The 17,468-nt window shown below is 72.4% G+C and carries 15 protein-coding genes; 2 read left to right on the top strand and 13 right to left on the bottom strand.

Annotation, left to right across the window (positions count from 1 at the left end; all coding sequences use genetic code 11):
* Positions 1-24 precede the first annotated feature (24 nt).
* The 4 genes from AB0D14_RS03735 to AB0D14_RS03720 all read right to left on the bottom strand — a co-directional run bounded on the left by AB0D14_RS03735 (position 25) and on the right by AB0D14_RS03720 (position 2,658).
* A complete protein-coding gene (locus AB0D14_RS03735; RefSeq protein WP_362774180.1) occupies positions 25-822 on the bottom strand; it encodes a VOC family protein in 798 nt (265 codons plus the stop codon).
* A 190-nt stretch (positions 823-1,012) separates the two neighbouring features.
* Positions 1,013-1,303, bottom strand: coding sequence for a metalloregulator ArsR/SmtB family transcription factor (locus AB0D14_RS03730; RefSeq protein WP_362774177.1), 291 nt, complete (start codon positions 1,301-1,303; stop codon positions 1,013-1,015).
* Between the two features lie 83 nt (positions 1,304-1,386).
* Positions 1,387-1,944 carry a YbaK/EbsC family protein gene (locus AB0D14_RS03725; protein WP_362774175.1) on the bottom strand — a complete coding sequence of 186 codons (558 nt, stop codon included), beginning with the start codon at positions 1,942-1,944 and terminating at the stop codon, positions 1,387-1,389.
* Between the two features lie 141 nt (positions 1,945-2,085).
* The gene (locus tag AB0D14_RS03720) at positions 2,086-2,658 is read right to left on the bottom strand and encodes an XRE family transcriptional regulator (RefSeq protein ID WP_362774172.1); all 573 of its coding nucleotides are present in this window, start codon (positions 2,656-2,658) and stop codon (positions 2,086-2,088) included.
* Between the two features lie 93 nt (positions 2,659-2,751).
* Here AB0D14_RS03720 and AB0D14_RS03715 point away from each other — a divergent pair, with 93 nt between their 5' ends.
* Complete coding sequence (locus AB0D14_RS03715) at positions 2,752-3,603, top strand: DMT family transporter (RefSeq protein ID WP_362774169.1); 852 nt, start codon at positions 2,752-2,754, stop codon at positions 3,601-3,603.
* A gap of 104 nt (positions 3,604-3,707) precedes the next feature.
* Here the strand turns inward: AB0D14_RS03715 and AB0D14_RS03710 are convergent, their stop codons facing one another.
* On the bottom strand, positions 3,708-4,502 hold the full coding sequence (locus AB0D14_RS03710) for an acyltransferase (RefSeq protein WP_362774166.1): 795 nt from the start codon (positions 4,500-4,502) through the stop codon (positions 3,708-3,710).
* Positions 4,503-4,622: 120 nt separating this feature from the next.
* On the opposite strand from AB0D14_RS03710, the gene AB0D14_RS03705 reads away from it, so the two are divergent.
* On the top strand, positions 4,623-5,153 hold the full coding sequence (locus tag AB0D14_RS03705) for a gamma carbonic anhydrase family protein (RefSeq protein ID WP_362774164.1): 531 nt from the start codon (positions 4,623-4,625) through the stop codon (positions 5,151-5,153).
* 113 nt (positions 5,154-5,266) lie between these two features.
* On the opposite strand, the gene AB0D14_RS03700 is transcribed toward AB0D14_RS03705, so the two are convergent.
* The 8 genes from AB0D14_RS03700 to AB0D14_RS03665 all read right to left on the bottom strand — a co-directional run bounded on the left by AB0D14_RS03700 (position 5,267) and on the right by AB0D14_RS03665 (position 17,449).
* The gene (locus AB0D14_RS03700; protein ID WP_362774645.1) at positions 5,267-5,935 is read right to left on the bottom strand and encodes a DedA family protein; all 669 of its coding nucleotides are present in this window, start codon (positions 5,933-5,935) and stop codon (positions 5,267-5,269) included.
* A 113-nt stretch (positions 5,936-6,048) separates the two neighbouring features.
* Positions 6,049-8,511: a glycoside hydrolase family 3 C-terminal domain-containing protein gene (locus tag AB0D14_RS03695; RefSeq protein ID WP_362774161.1), complete on the bottom strand. Its 2,463-nt coding sequence runs from the start codon at positions 8,509-8,511 to the stop codon at positions 6,049-6,051.
* A 177-nt stretch (positions 8,512-8,688) separates the two neighbouring features.
* Positions 8,689-11,154: a SpoIIE family protein phosphatase gene (locus AB0D14_RS03690; protein ID WP_362774158.1), complete on the bottom strand. Its 2,466-nt coding sequence runs from the start codon at positions 11,152-11,154 to the stop codon at positions 8,689-8,691.
* Positions 11,155-11,302: 148 nt separating this feature from the next.
* On the bottom strand, positions 11,303-12,085 hold the full coding sequence (locus AB0D14_RS03685; protein ID WP_362774156.1) for a GntR family transcriptional regulator: 783 nt from the start codon (positions 12,083-12,085) through the stop codon (positions 11,303-11,305).
* Between the two features lie 86 nt (positions 12,086-12,171).
* Positions 12,172-13,677, bottom strand: coding sequence for a CoA-acylating methylmalonate-semialdehyde dehydrogenase (locus AB0D14_RS03680; RefSeq protein WP_362774153.1), 1,506 nt, complete (start codon positions 13,675-13,677; stop codon positions 12,172-12,174).
* A 51-nt stretch (positions 13,678-13,728) separates the two neighbouring features.
* A complete protein-coding gene (gene iolD, locus AB0D14_RS03675) occupies positions 13,729-15,603 on the bottom strand; it encodes a 3D-(3,5/4)-trihydroxycyclohexane-1,2-dione acylhydrolase (decyclizing) (RefSeq protein WP_362774151.1) in 1,875 nt (624 codons plus the stop codon).
* Positions 15,604-15,660: 57 nt separating this feature from the next.
* Positions 15,661-16,533 (bottom strand): 5-deoxy-glucuronate isomerase, encoded by an 873-nt coding sequence (gene iolB, locus AB0D14_RS03670; RefSeq protein ID WP_362774149.1) that lies wholly within the window; start codon positions 16,531-16,533, stop codon positions 15,661-15,663.
* 37 nt (positions 16,534-16,570) lie between these two features.
* The gene (locus AB0D14_RS03665) at positions 16,571-17,449 is read right to left on the bottom strand and encodes a deoxyribose-phosphate aldolase (protein WP_362774146.1); all 879 of its coding nucleotides are present in this window, start codon (positions 17,447-17,449) and stop codon (positions 16,571-16,573) included.
* Positions 17,450-17,468 lie beyond the last annotated feature (19 nt).

The raw sequence follows: 17,468 nt of genomic DNA, 5'->3' as shown, positions 1-17,468 counted from the left end.
AGGGGGTCATTCCGGTGGTGCGGCTCAATGCTGCGGCTTGGACGTCACCGTGAACTGTGCCCCGTCTGGATCACGCAGCACCGCCTCCGCGGCGGACGCCCCGTCACGGACCGTGCCCCCGTGGGCCAGCGCGGCGCGGATGCAGGCGTCGACGTCGGTGACCGCGAAGTGGACCTGCCAGTGGGGCCGGATCGTAGGGTCGGGGGCCGCCTCCACCGCGCCCGAGTGGATACGGGCCACCACGTCACCCTCGCCGCGCAGGACCACCTCGTCCCCGTCGTAGTGCACCTCGCAGCAGCCGGGCCGTGAAGTCGCCCATTCCAGCACCTCGCCGTAGAACATGGCGGCGTCGAAGGCGTTGCGCGTGTGCAGCCGCAGGAAGGCGGGGGCGGCCCGACGCCAGGTCTCCCAGCCGACGACGAGCTGGCCCTCCCAGATTCCGAAGACGGCTCCGTCGCGGTCCGCCAGCAGGGCCGCCCGGCCGGGCGGGAAACCGATGGGCCCGACCGCTGTCGTACCGCCGCGCTCATGGGCTCGGGCGACCGCGTCGTCGGCGCTGTCCACAGCGAAGTACGGGGTCCAGGCGACGGCCATCTGCCACATCGAGGCCACGGCCGCGATGCCCGCGACCGGCACCCCGTCCGCGTAGGCGATCCGGAACCGGTCCATCAGCGTGGCCGCCCTGAAGCGCCAGCCCAGCACCGCCCGGTAGAAATCCTCGGCATTCTGCTGGTCACGCGCCGTCAGGCTCACCCAGCACGGGGCGCCCGCGATCGAGTGGCTGGAGACGACGTCGCTTCGGACTGTTGCGTCGCTGTTCATGGCAGTACCGTTCCTGAATCGTGCCGAGGGGCGTGGGCGGACGCCCGACAGCGTCGCAAGCACCAGCCGGGCCGGGGTTCCGTCTTCCTCAGCATCCCCCGCCCGCGCCTCCCGCGCCCGGAGGCAGGCGGGGGTTCACGCCCCGAGTACCCGGGGACCACGCCCCAAACAGACCGGCCGGCAGGGCCGCTCAATCGTGCGTCGGCCTGTCACTCAGCCGGTGGTCGGCCAGATTCGGCGCCTCGTCCACGACCCGGCGCAGGTGCCCGTCCCGCAGCGAAGAGATCACCCGGCGACCCACCTTGCGCGTGTTGACAAGACCCGCGAGCCGCAGCCGGGCCAGGTGCCGACTGGCGGCCGGGCGGGTCGCGCCGCACCGCCCGGTCAGCGTCGTGACGTCCGCCTCGTCCTCGGCCAGGGCGTGCAACAGGACGAGCCGGGTGCGGCTCGGCCGCGCTGGTCGCGGACGGACTCCACGCACGGACGATGGACGCGGTCGACCCGGCCCTGCTCGACGCGGCCGAGCGCACCACCGCCCGCGACGCAACGGGCTGACCCGGACGGTCAGGCGCCCCCGAGCCCCTCCAGCACCACGGCGTTCGGCAGCTCCGCGAAGGCCTTCCCGGGCACGAGCAGCTTTCCGCGCCGCCGGCCACTGCCCACCAGCACGTACGGCAGATCGACGACGGCCGAGTCCACCAACAGCGGCCAGTGCGTGGGCAGTCCGAGCGGTGTGATGCCGCCGTACTCCATGCCGGTCTCGCCGGTCGCCGTGTCCATCGACGCGAACGACGCCTTGCGCGCACCGAGTTGGCGCCGGACCACGCCGTTCACATCGACCCGGGTGGCGGACAGCACCACGCATGCGGCGAGGGTGGTCTCTCCGCCGCGCCTGCCCGCGACGACCACACAGTTCGCGGACCGGTCGAGGAGTTCCGGGCCGTAGTGCTCCAGGAAGGTGGCGGTGTCGGCCCACTCCGGCTCGGTGTCGACGTACACGATCTGCTCGGCGGGGACACTGCCGCGCCAGTCGCGTACGGCGTCGGCGACCGGGCCGGGCAGCGCGTCGAGGCGGTCGGGGGCGGGCGTGGCGTCGTCGAAGTGTCCGATGGGTGCGCGCATGACGGCACGCTAACAGCCGCACGAACGGGCCACGCCGAGGGCCTCCGCGCCTGCCGACCAGGCCCCGGCTCACGCACGACGCCCAGGCCCCCGGGGCACGCACGACGCCCGGAGTCCAGGTGTACGCCGCCGCCCGGAGCCTCAGTTCACGCCGGGGACCGACACAGCCATGACCATCTCCACGGGCACGTCACCGGCGTTGGCGTACGTGTGGGGCGTGTTGGCCTCGAAGGAGGCGCTCGCGCCTGCCTGGACGCGGTACTCCGTGCCGTCGACGGTGAGCGCCAGCTCGCCCTTCGTGACATGGATGAGTTCGACCGTGCCCGCGGGGTGCGGGTCCGAGGGGCTGCCCTCGCCCGGCATCAGCAGCCAGTCCCACATCTCCAGCGGGCCGGGCGCCTCGGTACCCGCGAGGAGCCGGTTGTAGCTGCCGGCGTCGGTGTGCCAGAGCCGTACGGCCTGCTCGGCCGGGACGATCCTGACCTTGGGGCCCTGCTCGTAGTCCAGCAGGGTGGTGATGCTGATGCCGAGCGCGTCACCGATCTTGACGACGGTGCCGAGGCTGGGGTTGGTCCTGGCCTGCTCGATCTGGATGAGCATGCCACGGCTGACCGCGGCGCGGGCGGCGAGCGCGTCCAGGGTGAAGCCGCGCTCGGTGCGCCAGCGTTTGACGTTGCGGGCCAGTGACTGGGTCAGCAGGTCGAGGTCCGACACATTCCGTCCAATATCATGGATGACAGAGTTCAATACATTGAACTACGGTGGGGTGCACCGGATCGTTCACCGAACTGTACTGCGAGGTACGTGATGACAGCACTGTTCGCCCTGGCCACCAGCCTCCTGTGGGGACTGGCCGACTTCGGTGGCGGGCTGCTGACACGACGTACCCCGGCACTGACGGTGGTGGTCGTCTCGCAGTCGATCGCCACCGTCGTGCTCGGCGCGATCGTCCTCGTGACGGGCGCCTGGAGCGAGACGGGTCCGCGGCTGTGGTTCGCGGTGGCGGCCGGGCTCGTCGGGCCCGTCGCGATGCTGGCCTTCTACAAGGCGCTCGCGCTCGGCCCGATGGGCGTCGTCTCGCCGCTCGGCTCGGTCGGAGTCGCCGTGCCCGTAGGAGTCGGACTCGTCCTCGGGGAGCGCCCCGGGCTGCTGCAGTTCGCGGGGATCGCGGTCGCCGTCGCGGGAGTCGTACTGGCGGGCGGACCGCAGTTCAGGGGCGCGCCCGTGCAGCGGCAGGCCGTCCTGCTCACCCTGCTCGCGGCGTTCGGCTTCGGCGCGGTGATGACCCTGATCGCCGAGGCCTCCTCGACGCTCACCGGCCTCTTCCTGGCGCTGTTCGTACAGCGCGTCACCAACGTCCTGGCGGGTGGCACGGCCCTGTACGTCTCCGTCCGGCGCGGCAGCCTCGCTCCCCCGAAGGTCGACTGGCGGGCCCTTCCGGCCTTCGCGTTCGTCGGCCTCGCCGATGTCGCCGCCAACGGCACGTACTCGCTGGCCGCCCAGCGCGGCCCGGTGGCCGTGGCCGCCGTTCTCGCCTCGCTCTATCCGGTGGTCACGGCGCTGGCTGCGCGCGGCTTCCTCAGCGAACGGCTGCGCGGGGTCCAGGCCGCGGGCGCGGGCCTCGCCCTCGTCGGCACGGTGCTGCTCGCCACGGGGTGAGGCCCGCCCGCCGGTTCAGGTCCCGGCTTCAGGACCCGACCTGAGGGCCCGGCTTCGGGGCCCGGCTTCGAGGCCCAGCTCGGGGCCCGGCTCGGGGACCCCGGTCAGGACTCGGCGCGTACGTCCGTATGGGCATCCTCCACGGCCTCCACGGCCCGCAGCGCGGCGATGCCCTCCTCGTCCAGCTCCGACAGCGCGAGCAGCTGCTCCGGAGTGACGCCGTCGGGGATCGGCACCGGTGCCGGCGTCCGCAGCGGCGGCTGCCAGCCGTCGCCCGGGGTCCAGCGCCGTACGACCCGCGCCGGCGCGCCGGCCACCACCGCGTGGTCGGGCACGACGCCGCGCACCACCGCACCGGCCGCCACCACGACGTTCCGCCCGATCCGCGCTCCCGGCAGAATCACCGCACCCGTGCCGACCCAGCAGCCGGGGCCGATCTCCACCGGTTCCATCCGCGGCCACTGCTTGCCGATGGGCTCCTTGGGATCGTCGTACGAGTGGTTCGTGGACGTCACGTACACATAGGGCCCGAAGTAGCAGTCACTGCCGATCGTGACCGTCGTGTCGGCGATGACGTGGCTGCCGCGGCCGAGGACGACGCCGTTCCCGATGCGCAGTATGGGCTCGGGTCCGAGGTCCAGGTCGGGCATCAACCCGGCGGTCAGGGTGACCTGTTCGGCGATGATGCAGTGATCGCCCAGATGGATCCACGGCTCACCGAAGACCGTGCCCTGCGGGAAGGCGAGCCTGGTCCCCGTCCCCATCGCGCCGAACCGCAGCCGTCCGGGCCGCTCGGCGGTCACCGCTCCCGTCCGCTGCACCCAGGCCCAGCCCGCGTGGACGGCCCGCTGGACGAGACGGCGCCGCCGGGACGAGAACGTGTTCTTCCTCTTGGACACCCGCTCACCGTACTCAGCGTCATGTCCGCCCAAGAGCTCGTACGGCTGTGATCTTCGCCCCACCGCGGCGCGGCCCCGTCCCTATACGGTGCCGGTACCGACGAGAACGAGGAGACGACGATGACGCACAAGGCGCTGGTCATGGGGATCGGCGGCAAGGATCCGCAGAGGGACCCGGAGGCGTTCGTCTCGCCCACGTCCGTGGTCATCGGGGACGTCACCCTGCACCCGGGCGCGAGCGTCTGGTACGGCGCGGTGCTGCGGGCGGACTGCGGTCCGATCGTCATCGGCGCGGACAGCAACGTGCAGGACAACTGCACGCTGCACGTCGACCCCGGGTTTCCGATCACCGTCGGGGAACGGGTGTCCATCGGGCACAACGCCGTGGTGCACGGGGCGACGGTCGAGGACGACTGTCTGGTCGGGATGGGGGCCACGATCCTCAATGGGGCGGTGATCGGGGCGGGGTCGCTCGTCGCGGCCCAGGCGCTGGTGCCGCAGGGGATGCGGGTGCCACCGGGGTCGCTCGTCGCGGGTGTTCCCGCGAAGGTCAAGCGGGAACTCAGCGAGGAGGAGCGGGAGGGGCTTTCGCTCAACGGGGTGTTCTATGTCGAGCTGGCGCGGACCCACCGGGTCGCCCACGGAGGGTGACCGGGCGGGGTATCGGGCGGCTGCGGGGCCATCGTGACTGACCGCGCCCTCGCCCGCGCGGCGGAGCCGCAGGTCGATACGGCCCCGCGCCCCTTGACACAGGCTCTGAGGGCCTAGTCGGTCACCGGGACCGGGGCCGGGTCCGGGGTTGCCGTCGTCTTGTCGGCTTCCCTCTCCGCCGTCATCTTCTTCGCCTTGCGCTTGATGACCAGCATCGAGACGAGGCCGATGAGCAGGGCGAGAACCAGGCCGAGCCAGGAGAAGCGCTTCAGCCAGGACTCGGCGACCACACCCACGTAGTAGATGACCGCGGTGGTGCCGCCCGCCCAGAGGATCCCGCCGAGCACGTTGGCGATCAGGAACTTCCAGTACGGCATGCGCAGCACACCCGCGAGCGGGCCCGCGAAGATGCGCAGCAGGGCGATGAAGCGGCCGAAGAAGACGGCCCACATGCCCCACTTCTCGAAGGACCGCTCGGCGGTGGCGATATGGCCCTCGCCGAAGTGCCTGGGGAATTTCGCACCGAGCCAGGCCAGCAGTGGGCGTCCGCCCTTGCGGCCGATGGCGTAGCCGATGGAGTCCCCGATGATCGCGCCCGCGGTCGCGCAGGCACCGAGGATGACGGGGTTGATGTCACCGTGCTGGGAGGCGAGCAGCGCCGAGGAGACGAGAATGATCTCGCCAGGCAGCGGGATGCCCAGGCTCTCCAGGCCGATGACCAGGCCCACCAGCGCGTAGATGCTGACCGCAGGCACGGTCTCTAGCCACTCCTGGACGTGCAACGCCGGTTCCTCCCGATTCACCGCGGACCGGGCCGGGCCCGGCGTGCGCTCGGTCGCGCGCACGCCGGGAAGCCTACCGGTTCACGCCCCTGACACGGAGGCTCGTCGGGCGCTCACACATCCACCGTCGTACGCAGCCGCAGCTCACGTGACGAGGCCCCGAGCCATACGGTCCGCCGGCCGGTGCCGAGCACCCAGCCGTGCCGGCGCGGTTCCCATGAGGAGAGGGTGCGTTCAGCCACCCGCACGGTGATCCTGCGCGACTCCCCCGCCTTCAGCGCGAGCCGTCGGTAGCCGCCCAGTACCCGTACCGCCCGGTCGACCCGGAGGTCGGGCGAGGGGCCCACGTAGACCTGTGGGATGTCGATGCCGTTCCGGCTCCCCGTGTTCCGCACGGTGAAGGCCACCTCCAGCCCGTCCCCCGTCCGTCGCACCGCCAGGTCCTCGTAGGCGAAGGAGGTGTACGAGAGCCCGTACCCGAACGGGAACAGCGGTTCCACGCCCTTGGAGTCGTACCAGCGGTAGCCGGCGTGGATCCCTTCCGAGTACTCCTCGACGCCTCCCAGGCCCGGGTAGCGGCGTGGTTCGCCCGCGACCGGGTGGCTCTCGTCGTCGGCCGGGAAGGACTGGGTGAGCCGTCCGCCGGGGTCGCAGTCGCCGAACAGGACGGCCGCGGTGGCCGTCGCACCCTCCTGCCCCGGGTAGTACATCTGCAGCACGGCGCCGGTGCGCTCCAGCCACGGCATCGAGGTCGAGGACGAGGTGTTGAGGACGACGGTCGTGTGCGGGTTCGCCGCCGTCACCTCCTCGATCAGCCGCGCCTGGTGGCCGGGCAGCGCGAGGGTGGTGCGGTCCTGGTTCTCGGTGGCGTCCTCGTAGGCGAACAGGACGACGCTGTGCGCGGCACTCGCGGCCTTCACGGCCTCGGCCACGTCCTGGGCGCGGGTCGCGCCGGTGACGCGCCGCAGCCTGAGCGTCTGCCCCTCGGCGCCGCCCTTCGCGACGATCTCGATCCGGTGCCCGCCCGCGGCGAGATCGAGCGTCCTGCGCCGCACCGCGAGGCCGTCGGGCGCGGCCGACACCAGTCCGCCGGTGAACTGCTCGGCGAGCCCGGCCGCCACCGGGAAGAGTTCGGTCCCGTCCAGGAGCACCGTGGGCCGCGTACCGGAGTAGTGGATGACGAGGGTCCACTCGTCGTCGTCCTCGACGGTGAGCGTCCCGTCGTACGTCCAGGTCGTCCCGGCGGCGATCCGCTGGCCCTCCGGGGTGATGCCCGCCGAGAGGGCGTTCTTCGGCAGGGGTTTGCCGAAGAGGTCCTCGCCGAGTGCGTACGACACCCGGGAGCCCTCTCCCACCCGGGACCTGATGGCGTCGAGCGGGCTGTCGGCGTGGTCGGGGACGACATGGGCGCTGCCGCCGCCGCTGACGAACGGGAGGGAGCCGGTGGGGCCGACGACGGCGATGCTGCGCGCGGCCCGGCCGGTCAGGGGCAGCGTGCGGTTCTTGTTGTGCAGGAGGGTCGCGCCCGCCTTGGCGACCTCCAGGGCGACGGCCGCGCCCGCCGCCGGGTCCCGGCGCGGACGGGGCGGGGCGCTGCCGTCGAGCAGGCCGAAGTCGTCCATCGCGGTGAGGATCCGGCGTACGGACCGGTCGACGTACTCCTCGGAGACGCTCCCGTCCTGGACCGCCGACCTGAGAGCGGGCCCGAAGTACCTGCCGTTCGGCATCTCCATGTCGAGGCCCGCGGTGAGCGAGGCGACGGTGCTGTGGGCGGCGTGCCAGTCGGTCATCACCCAGCCCTCGAAGCCCCAGCGGTCGCGGAGGATGCCGGTGAGGAGTTCCTTGTTCTCGCAGGCGTAGGTGCCGTTGACCTTGTTGTAGGCGCCCATGGCCGCGCGGGAGCCGGCGCCGACGGCGGCCTCGAAGGCGCGCAGTTCGACCTCGTTGAGGGTCTGCTCGTCGACCCGTACGTCGACGGTCTCGCGGTCCTTCTCCTGGTTGTTCATGGCGTAGTGCTTGACGGTCGCGATGAGGCCCTCGCCCTGGATGCCCTTGATCTCGGCGGCGACGAGGTCGGCGGAGAGCAGCGGATCCTCGCTGAAGGTCTCGAAGTTGCGGCCCGCGTACGGGGTGCGGACGAGGTTGACCATCGGGGAGAGCAGCACGTCCTGGCCGAGGGCGCGGCCTTCGTGGCCGATGACCCGGCCGTAACGGCGGGCGAGGCCGGGGTCGAACGCGGAGGCGAGCAGGACGGGCGCGGGCAGGGCGGTCGCGCGCCGCTTGACGCGGACTCCGGCGGGGCCGTCGGCGAGGCGCAGGGGCGGGATGCCGAGCCGTTCCACGCCGGGGACGTAGCCGGCCTGGCCGAGGGACTTCGGGTCGGTGGCGCCGTGCAGCAGGGAGATCTTCTCGTCCAGGGTCAGCCGGGTGAGGAGGCTCTCGACGCGGGGGCCCGCGGCCGGTTCCCGCACGGCGGCCCGGGCCGGTGCGGGGCTGCCGGTGGTCGCGGCGAGGGCTACGGCGGTCGCGCCGCCCAGCAGGCGCAGGACGGACCGCCTGGACACGGTGTCGGACATGAGGCGTCACTCCTCGTTGGGTACGGGCACGAGGAGGTGAACCGCGGGGCGCGCGGGCGGCCGTCCTGGTTCGCCCTCCGGACGCACTATGCGCCAAAAGTGACGTGCCGTACCGTTAGGCACCACTGGCACAACGGAAAATTAGACACCACCGGCCAGCTCGGAGCACCGGCCGGCTCAGACCGACGGGCCCGTCAGGGACTGCTCGGTCCAGATGATCTTGCCTTCCTGGGTGTAGCGGGTCCCCCAGCGCTGAGTACAGCGGGAGACCAGGAAGAGGCCGCGGCCGCCCTCGTCGGTCGACCTCGGATGGCGCAGGTGCGGGGACGTGGGGCTGGCGTCCCACACCTCGCAGACCAGGGTCCTCGACATGATCAGCCGCAGCCTGATCGGGCCGGCCGCGTGCCGGATCGCGTTGGTGACCAGCTCGCTGACGATCAGTTCGGTCGTGAAGGTCAGCTCGTCGAGACCCCATTCACACAGCTGCCGTGAGGTCCGCTTGCGGACCTCGGCGACCGAGGCCGGGTCACCGGGCAGTTCCCAGGACACCATCCGGTCCGCCGGCAGACGGCGGGCGCGGGCCAGCAGCAGCACCACGTCGTCCGGCGGGCGCGCCGGGACCAGGGCGTCGACCACGGCCGCGCAGCGGTCGTCGAGGCCGGGGGCCGGCCGCTCCAGTGCGCGGCTCAGCCGGTCCCGGTCGGCGGCGGCGTCCCGCCGGCCCGCGGGGCCCTCGGCGGCGAGCAGGCCGTCGGTGCACAGGGCTAGCACGCTGCCTTCGGCGAGCCGCAGTTCGACCGACTCGAAGGGCGGACCGCCGACGCCGAGTCCGGGGCCCGGCGGCAGTTCGGGAAAGTCCACCGTGCCGTCCGGGGCCACGACGGCGGGCAGACCATGACCCGCGGCGGCCATGGAACACCGGCCGCCGACCGGGTCGTACACCGCGTAGAGGCAGCTGGCACCCTTCACCCGTACGCCGTCGGCGCGGAGCGGTGTCCCGGGGTCGTCCTCGCTCCCGGCCCGGTCGACCAGGTCGTCGAGGTGGGCCAGTACCTCCTCGGGCGGCAGGTCCAGGTCGGCGAGGGTCTGCACGGCGGCCCGCAGCCGGCCCATGGCGGCGGCGGCCTCGATGCCGTGCCCGACCACATCACCCACGACGAGTGCGACCCGTGCGCCCGACAACGGGATGACGTCGAACCAGTCGCCACCGAGGCCCGTCAGTTCGTCGGCCGGCCGGTAGCAGGCGGCGACCTCCATCGCGTCCTGTTCGGGGAGCCGGTGCGGCAGCAGATGGCGCTGCAGGACCAGCGCCGCGTCGCGTTCCCGGGTGTAGCGGCGGGCGTTGTCGACGCACAGGGCGGCGCGGGCCACGAACTCCTCGGCGAGGCTCAGGTCGTCCTGGTCGAAGGGGTCCTTGCGGTGGCTCCGGAAGAACGTGGTGATGCCGAGCGTGGTGCCGCGTGCCCGGACGGGCACGATCATCGCGGTGTGCAGTCCGAGGTCGAGGAAGGTGGCGGCCTCGCCGCGGGGCAGGTCGGCGGTCCACTCCTCGGCCAGTGGGTCGAGGCGCTCCTCGATCCAGGATCTGCCGCTGGTCAGGGCGGAGACCGGGGGCGCATCGGCGAGGTACCGGGCGACCTGGCCGATTCCGACGGCGGTTTCCGGGACCCCGTCGTCGGCCGACCGGTGGCCGGCTCTGCGCAGCGGCACGGCGTCCGGCCCGCTCATCGGCCCGGCAGCGAGTTCGCCGCCTTCGAGGACGGTCTCCAGCAGGTCGACGGTGACGACGTCGGCGAGTCCCGGCACGGCGACGTCGGCCAGTTCCTGGGCGGTTCGGGTGACGTCCAGGGTGCGGCCGATGTGTTCGCCCGCCTGGTCCAGAAGGGTGAGTCGCTCGCGGGCCCGGTGGCGCTCGGTGATGTCCACGACCGTGTAGTACACGCCGAGCGGTGTGCCCTGGTCGTCGTCGAGCCGGGTGAAGGACATGGCGTGGGCGGTGTCCCGGTGCGGTGCCGAGCGGACCGTACCGACGTGTTCGTAGTCGGCGACGGTCACGCCGGTCTCCAGGACCTGGCGCATCACGGCTTCCAGGGCCTCGGCGTCCAGGCCGGGCTGGATGTCCGCGAGCCGTTTGCCGATCCGCTCGTGTCCGGGTCCGCCGCCGAACTGGGCCAGGGCGGCGTTCGACCAGACGAACCGCAGGTCGACGTCCACGATGGCGATGCCGATCGGCGAGTGCGCGGCCATCCGCTCCAGCGCTCCACGGCTCATGCTCCAGCCGGGGGTGCCGGCTGTGTCGGCGGCCAGGGCCACCCAGCGGGGCGGGCCGTCCGCCGCCTCCCCGGCCGAGGCGACCCGTACGGTGGCGACGACCGGGTGCCCGTCCCGGTGGCGCACCGCGAGAAGCCCGGTCCAGGCGCCGTCCCTGACGCACCGGGCGGCCAGTTCGGGCAGCCGCGCGGCGTCCTCGGGCATCAGCAGATCGGCCACGGCCCGGCCCACGGCCTCGGCCCTGCTGTGACCGAACAGCCGCTCGGCGTCGGCGGTCCAGCCGGCGACCGTCGCGCGCGCGTCCAGCAGCACCACCGCCGTGTCCGCCATGTGGAGCTGCCGCGCCACGCCGCTCTCCTCGCTCGTCACCACCTGACCCTCTCCGTCCCTGGGGAGCGGTCCCCTCCGGGAGCGAACCCCTCCAGGAGGGGTCTTCCCGTCCGCCCTGCTCGGTGCACCCGCGCCGCACGGGCTCAACGTACCGCCGCGGACGGCTTCCGAGCCCGGCAACCGCATCCGATCAGGGGCGGACGAGCAGTTGGAAGTCGAAGGTGTAGCGGGAGGCCCGGTAGACGTGGGTCCCGTACTCCACGGCTCGTCCGGTGTCGTCGTACGCCGTGCGTCGCATGGTGAGCAGTGCGGCTCCCGCGGATTCGTCGAGCAGGCCGCCCTCTTCCGCGGTGGCGCTGCGGGCGCCCACGGTCTGGTGGGCGCTGTGCAGGGTGATCCCGGCGGACCGCATCATCCGGTAGAGGCCGGTCGCCTCAAGTCTTTCGGTGTGCAGGTCGAACAGCGCGGCGGGCAGGTAGTTGCTGAGGTGGGCCATGGGTTCGCCGTGGGTGGAGCGCAGCCGTTCGAGCGCGATGACGTCCCGGCCCTCGGGGATGCCGAGGGCCGCGGCGACCTCCGCGGAGGCCGATTCGATCTCGTTGCGCAGCACCCGGGTGGCGGGGCTCTGCCCGGCGGCCGCGAGGTCGTCGTACAGGCTGCTCAGTTCCAGCGGACGCCGGACCTGGCTGTGCACCACCTGGGTGCCGATGCCCCGGCGGCGCACCAGCAGGCCCTTCTCCACCAGGGACTGGATCGCCTGGCGGACGGTCGGCCGGGACAGGCCCAGCCGCGCGGCGATGTCCACCTCGTTGCCCAGCAGGTCGCCCGGGGTGAGCGCCCCGTGCTCGATCGCGGACTCCAGTTGCTGGGCGAGCTGGTAGTAGAGCGGGATCGGGCTGCCCCGGTCCAGGGCGACGTCCAGGCGGTCGAAGGCCCCGGCGGTGGCCGGACGTGCGGTTTCGGACTCTGCCACGGCAGCCTCTCCCTTCGGGTGAACGTGCGTACAGGGCTTACGTCAGGAGCGTCAAAAGCGTCGTCGGGAGGGTGTCGTCGGGAGGGTCAGGAATGGCTGGGGAAGCCGAGGTTGATGCCGCCGCTGTCGGCGGGGTCGGGCCAGCGGGTGGTGATGACCTTGCCCTGGGTGTAGAAGGCGACGCCGTCGTTGCCGTAGATGTGGTGGTCCCCGAAGAGGGAGTCCTTCCAGCCGCCGAAGGAGTGGTAGCCGACGGGGACGGGGATCGGCACGTTGACGCCGACCATGCCTGCCTGGACCTCCAGCTGGAAGCGGCGGGCGGCGCCGCCGTCCCGGGTGAAGATCGCGGTGCCGTTGCCCCAGCGGGAGGCGTTGATCAGCGCGATGCCCTCGTCGTACGTCTCGGCGCGGACCACGCACAGCACCGGGCCGAAGATCTCGTCCCGGTAGGCGTCCGCGGTGACCGGGACCTTGTCGAGGAGCGAGACACCGAGGAAGAAGCCGTCAGCGCATTCGGGGTGGTCCGGCACCGTGAAGCCCGTACCGTCCACGACGACCTCGGCGCCCTGGGCGCGGGCGCCCGCCACGTACGAGGCCACCTTGTCTCGGTGCTCGCGGGTGATGAGCGGGCCCATCTCGCTGGCGGGGTCGCTGCCGGGGCCGATCTTCAGCCCCTTGGCCCGCTCGGCGATCTTCCCGACCAGCTCGTCACCGGTGTGACCGACCGCGACGACCACCGAGACCGCCATGCAGCGCTCGCCGGCCGAGCCGTACGCGGCGTTGATGGCCTGGTCGGCGGCGAAGTCCAGGTCGGCGTCCGGGAGGACCAGCATGTGGTTCTTGGCGCCGCCGAGTGCCTGGACGCGCTTGCCGTGCTCGATGCCCTTGAGCTGGATGTACTTAGCGATGGGCGTGGAGCCGACGAAGGAGACGGCCGTGATGTCCGGGTGCTCCAGGAGGCGGTCCACAGCGACCTTGTCGCCCTGCACGACGTTGAGCACGCCGTCCGGCAGCCCGGCCTCGGAGGCCAGCTCGGCCAGCCGGAACGAGGCGGAGGGGTCCTTCTCGCTCGGCTTGAGCACGAAGGTGTTGCCGCACGCGATGGCCAGCGGGAACATCCACATCGGCACCATGGCCGGGAAGTTGAACGGGGTGATGCCCGCGACGACACCGAGGGGCTGGCGGATCGAGGCCACGTCGACCCGGGTGGAGACCTGGGTGGACAGCTCCCCCTTCAGCAACTGCGGGACGGAGCAGGCGAGTTCGACGATCTCCATGCCCCGGGCGACCTCGCCGAGCGCGTCGGAGTGCACCTTGCCGTGCTCGGCGGTGATCAGCTCGGCGATCTCGTCGCGGTGGGCGTCGAGCAGCTCGCGGTACTTGAAGAGGACCGTGGTGCGCTTGGCCAGCGAGGCGGTGCCCCAGCTCTCGAAGGCGGCCTTCGCGGAGGCGACGGCGGCGTCCACCTCGTCCACGGAGGCGAAGGGCACCTGCTTCTCCTGTGCGCCCGTGGCCGGGTCGTACACGGGGCCGAAGCGGTCGGAGGCGCCCGCGACGGGCTTCCCCCCGATCCAGTGGTCGATGTTCTTCATGAGGTGCGGGTCCTTTGCGTGAGCGGGGAGATCAGGGTGGGGAGGGGGAGATCAGAGGTGGCGGCGGCGGTCGGCGACCTGCTGGTCGTACGCCGCACGGGCGCGGGTGGCGGCCTCGCGGGAGGCGACCTCGGCGACCGGTACGTCCCACCAGGCCTCGGCGCCGGGGGCGCTGGGCGTCGGATCGGTCTCCACGTACACGCACGTCGGCCGGTCGGACGCGCGGGCGGTCGCCAGGGCGTCGCGCAGTTCGCGCACGGTCTTGGCGCGCAGGACGTCCATACCGAGGCTGGCGGCGTTGGCCGCCAGGTCGACCGGCAGCGGGTCGCCGGTGAAGGTGCCGTCGGGGGCGCGGTAGCGGTAGGCGGTGCCGAAGCGCTCGCCGCCCACCGACTCGGAGAGGCCGCCGATGGACGCGTATCCGTGGTTCTGGATGAGCACCAGGTTGACGGGCAGCCCCTCCTGGACGGCCGTGACGATCTCGGTCGGCATCATGAGGTACGTGCCGTCGCCGACCAGTGACCAGACGGGGGTACCCGGGGCGGCCTGCTGGACGCCGATGCCCGCCGGGATCTCGTATCCCATGCAGGAGTAGCCGTACTCCAGGTGGTACTGACGCGGGCTGCGCGCACGCCAGAGTTTGTGCAGGTCGCCGGGGAGCGAACCGGCCGCGTTGATCACCACGTCGTCGTCGCCGACCACGGCGTCCAGGGCGCCGAGGACCTGGGTCTGGGTGGGGACCGCGTGCTCGTCGTCCGCCCGGTAGACGGCGTCCACGACCGCTTCCCAACGCTCCTTGCCCGCGCGGTACTCGGCCTCGTACGCCGCGTCCACGCGATGGCCGGACAGCGCCTCGGTGAGGGCTTCCAGACCGGCGCGGGCGTCGGCGACCAGGGTCCGGGCGCTCAGCTTGTGCGCGTCGAAGGCGGCGACGTTGAGGTTCACGAACCGCACGGCCGGGTTCTGGAAGAGCGTGGCGGAGGCGGTCGTGAAGTCGGAGTAGCGGGTGCCGACGCCGATCACCAGGTCCGCGGTGCGTGCCAGGTCGTCGGCGACGGCGGTGCCGGTGTGGCCGACGCCGCCGACGTCCGCGGGGTGGTCGTGGCGCAGCGAGCCCTTGCCGGCCTGGGTGGACGCGACCGGGATGCCGGTGGCCTCCACGAACGCCTTGAGGGCCGGCTCGGCCTCGCTGTGGTGGACGCCGCCGCCCGCGATGATCAGGGGGCGGCGGGAGCCGCGTACGGCTTCCGCCGCGGCGGCGAGTTCGGCCGGTTCGGGCGCCGGGCGGCGGACGCGCCAGATCCGGTCGGCGAAGAACTCCTCGGGCCAGTCGTACGCCTCGGCCTGGACGTCCTGCGGCAGGGCCAGGGTGACGGCGCCGGTGTCGACGGGGTCGGCGAGTACCCGCATCGCGTTGAGGGCGGAGGGGATCAGCGCCTCGGGGCGGTGGACGCGGTCGAAGTAGCGGGAGACCGGGCGCAGCGTGTCGTTGACGGACAGGTCGGCCTCGACCGGGTGCTCCAGCTGCTGGAGCAGCGGGTCGGCGACGCGGGTCGCGAAGTAGTCGCCGGGCAGGAGCAGCACGGGGAGGCGGTTGACCGTGGCCAGGGCCGCGCCGGTGACGAGGTTGGTGGCGCCGGGGCCGATGGAGGTGGTGACGGCCTGGGCGGAGAGCCGGTTGAGCTGGCGGGCGTAACCGACCGCGGCGTGCACCATGGCCTGTTCGTTGCGGCCCTGGTGGAAGGGCATGGTCTCCTCGCCGGCTTCGAGGAGCGCCTGGCCCAGACCGGCCACGTTGCCGTGGCCGAAGATCCCCCAGGTACCGGCGATCAGCCGGTGCCGTTCGCCGTCGCGTTCGGTGTACTGCGCGGCCAGGAAACGCACCAGTGCCTGGGCGACGGTCAGGCGGAGGGTGGAGCGGCTCATCGGTTCCTCACTCGGATGCGGAGGCGGCGGCGGGGCAGAGGCGCGGGCGCGGGCGGATCAGGTCAACCGGGGGTCGACCGGCTGGCCCGGCCAGGTGTCGCGGATCCAGGCGTGGTCGGGGTGGTCGCAGATCAGCCAGGCCCGGTCGGCGCCGGGGCCCGCCATGACGTTGAGGTAGTACATGTCGTGGCCCGGCGCGGCGATGGAGGGGCCGTGCCAGCCGTCCGGGATCAGGACGACGTCTCCGCCGCGCACCTCGGCCAGCACGTCCGTGCCGCTGCCGTGCCCGGACGGCGAGACCCGCTGGTAGCCGAGGCCGGGCGTGCCCTCGTGGTCGGCGATCTCGAAGTAGTAGATCTCCTCCAGCTCGGACTCCTCGCCGGGCCGGTCCTCGTCGTGCTTGTGCGGCGGGTACGAGGACCAGTTGCCGCCCGGCGTGATCACCTCGACCGCGATGAGCTTGTCGCACTCGAAGACTCCGGCCGCGCCGAAGTTGTGGACCCTTCGGGAGCAGTTGCCGCTGCCGCGCAGCTCGACGGGCACGGACTCGGCGGGCCCGTAGCGGGCCGGCAGGCGGCGCTCGCAGCGGGCCCCGGTGAGCGCGAAGCGGCCGCCTTCGGCGGAGGTGAGGGCCGCGGTGGCGTCCTTCGGCACGTAGACGAAGTCGCTCACGCCGCTGAACACGCTCGCGCGGCCGTGCAGTTCGAACTCGTCACGGCCGAAGTCGTCGGTGACGGCGACGGTGCAGCCGCCGCCGAGCGACGTGACGATCCACTCGCTGTCCCCGGCCGTGAACAGGTGTGTGCCGCCGGGGGGCAGTTCGAGGACCCGGAGGCTGGAGTGGGCCCAGCCCGCGCTCTCCGGGGTGACGTCCACCGCGTACGTGCCGCTCGCGGCCTTGCCCGCGGGCAGGTGGTGTGCGCTGGTCATGAAGTGTGGTCCTTCCGGTCTCCGGTCAGATCTCCGGTCAGAGCAGGCCGACCGCGGTGTCCACCGCGGTTTCCACGTCACCCTCGGCGGGGTAGAGCAGGGACCGGCCGACGACCAGGCCCTGGACGGTGGGCAGCCGCAGCGCCTTCCGCCATTTCTCGTACGCGCCCTCCTGGTCCCTGCCGACCTCTCCGCCGAGCAGGACGGCGGGCAGGGAGGAGGTCTCCAGTGCGGCGGCCATGTCGTCCGGGTCGCTGGTGACGGGCAGTTTCAGCCAGCTGTACGCGGAGGTGCCGCCGAGACCGGAGGCGATGGCGATGGAGCGGGTGACGCCCTCCGCCGTGAGGTCGTTGCGGACCGTCCCGTCGACGCGGCGGGAGATGAACGGCTCGACGAACACGGGCAGACGGTGCGCGGCCATGTCGTCGATCGCCCGGGCGGTGGACTCCAGCGTGGTGAGCGAGCCGGGGTCGTCGTAGTCGATGCGCAGCAGCAGCTTGCCCGCGTCGAAGTTCAGCCGGGCGATGTCCTCGGCACGCTGGCCGGTGAAGCGGTCGTCCATCTCGAAGGCGGCGCCGGCCAGACCGCCGCGGTTCATGGAGCCCATGACGACCTTGTTCTCCAGCGCGCCGAGCAGGAGGAGGTCCTCCAGGATGTCGGCGGTGGCGAGCACTCCGTCCACGCCCGGCCGGGACAGCGCGACACACAGCCGCTCCAGCAGGTCGGCGCGGTTGGCCATGGCGAGCCTGTGGTCGCCGACTCCGAGCGCGCCGCGTGCCGGGTGGTCGGCGGCCACGATCATGAGGCGGCCGCTGTCGCCGACGAGGGGGCGCCGGGTACGGCGGGCGGCCGCTTCGGCCACGGCCTCCGGATGCCGGGCGCGCACCCTGACGAGGTCGGGGATGGTGATGCTCAAAGGTTGGCTCCGTTCAGGG

Source organism: Streptomyces sp. NPDC048484 (genome assembly GCF_040651415.1).
GTDB lineage: Bacteria > Actinomycetota > Actinomycetes > Streptomycetales > Streptomycetaceae > Streptomyces.
The sequence above is the reverse complement of the archived record's forward strand: the minus strand, read 5'-3'. Positions and strand labels throughout refer to the sequence as shown.